Origin of the sequence: Cobetia sp. Ld8 (genome assembly GCF_045066615.1) — a bacterium.
Classification (GTDB): Bacteria; Pseudomonadota; Gammaproteobacteria; order Pseudomonadales; family Halomonadaceae; genus Cobetia; species Cobetia amphilecti.
Window position 1 is genome coordinate 1 of record NZ_JBISHF010000003.1, and the last position, 2,090, is coordinate 2,090.

A 2,090-nucleotide genomic window follows, 5' to 3' on the forward strand; every position below is an offset into this window, starting at 1 on the left:
CTGCCGTCGATGGCAGCACCGTCACGGCCGATGCCGCCGCAGTCGTCACCGGCGACTACGGCACGCTGACGCTTGAAGCCGACGGCAGCTACAGCTATGTGCTCGACACCACCAATCCGGCCGTGCAATCGCTGGATGATGGCGAGAGCCTGGCTGACGTCTTCAGCTACACGATCACCGACGCCGATGGCGACACCTCCAGCACCACGCTGACCATCACCGTCGACGGCTCCACCGATGGCGCGCCGACCATCACTGACATCAGTGCCACGGCCGACAACAGCGTCACCGAAGCCACTGGCGACACCGTCACCGGCAGCTTCACGGTCGCGGCCACCGCCGGGATTGCCGCTGTCACCATCGGTGGCATCGACATCAGCGACACCAGCACCACGCCGGTCGAGATCACCACCGACGAAGGCACCCTGACCGTGACCGGCTACGACGCCGGCACCGGTGAGGTCACCTATAGCTACGTCGAAGATGGCGCGAGCGAAGATCACACCGGCGGCGACATCACCGACAGCTTCAGCGTCGTGGTCACCGACATCACCGGGCAGAGCACCACTGACAGCCTGGACATCGCAATCCTCGACACCGCCCCGGTCGCCAACGCCGACGCCCGCAACATCGGTGAGGACACCACCACGGCACTCGACGGCAACGTCATCGACGGCGCCAGCGACACCGCCGACACCCTGGGCGCGGACGCCACCACGGTCACAGACGTCGATGGCAGCACCATCACGGCCGATGCCGCGGCAGTCGTCACCGGCGACTACGGCACGCTGACCCTCAACAGTGATGGCAGCTACAGCTATGTGCTCGACAACAGCAATGCCGAGGTCCAGGGCCTGGATGACGGCGCGTCACTGACCGACGTCTTCAGCTACACGATCACCGACGCCGATGGCGACGCCTCCAGCACCACGCTGACCATCACCGTCGACGGCTCCACCGATGGCGCGCCGACCATCACTGACATCAGTGCCACGGCCGACAACAGCGTCACCGAAGCCACCGGCGACACCGTCACCGGCAGCTTCACGGTCGCGGCCACCGCCGGCGTTGCCGCTGTCACCATTGACGGCATCGACATCAGCGACGCCAGCACCACGCCGGTCGTGATCACCACCGATGAAGGCACGCTGACCATCACCGACTATGCGGCTGATGGCACCGTGACCTACAGCTACGTCGAGGATGGCGAGAGCGAGGATCACACTGCCGGCGACATCACCGACAGCTTCACCGTCGTGGTCACCGACATCACCGGGCAGAGCACCAGCGACAGCCTGGACATCGCGATCCTCGATACCGCGCCGGTCGCCAACGCCGACGCCCGCAACATCGGCGAAGACACCACCACGGCACTCGACGGCAACGTCATCGACGGCGCCAGCGACACCGCTGACACCCTGGGGGCCGATGCCACCAGCGTGACCAGCGTCACGCCGGACGGCGGGAGTGCGTCTGCCGTCACCGCGGATGATGCGACGGTTGTCACCGGCAGCTACGGCACGCTGACCCTCAACAGTGATGGCAGCTACAGCTATGTGCTCGACAACAGCAATGCCGAGGTCCAGGGCCTGGATGACGGCGCGTCACTGACCGACGTCTTCAGCTACACGATCACCGACGCCGATGGCGATACCTCCAGCACCACGCTGACCATCACCGTCGACGGCTCCACCGATGGCGCGCCGACCATCACTGACATCAGTGCCACGGCCGACAACAGCGTCACCGAAGCCACCGGCGACACCGTCACCGGCAGCTTCACGGTCGCGGCCACCGCCGGCGTTGCCGCTGTCACCATTGGTGGCATCGACATCAGCGACGCCAGCACCACGCCGGTCGTGATCACCACCGATGAAGGCACGCTGACCATCACCGACTATGCGGCTGATGGCACCGTGACCTACACCTACGCCGAGGATGGCGCGAGCGAAGATCACACTGCCGGCGACATCACCGACAGCTTCACCGTCGTGGTCACCGACATCACCGGGCAGAGCAGCACTGACAGCCTGGACATCGCGATCCTCGATACCGCGCCGGTCGCCAACGCCGACACCCGCAACATCGGC

General features: G+C 65.8%; 1 protein-coding gene. It reads left to right on the forward strand.

Going from position 1 to position 2,090, the window contains the following annotated elements; translation table 11 throughout:
• Window positions 1-2,090: beta strand repeat-containing protein (locus ACJJV2_RS00015; protein ID WP_405277468.1), on the forward strand; the 2,090-nt coding region annotated here is incomplete at both ends.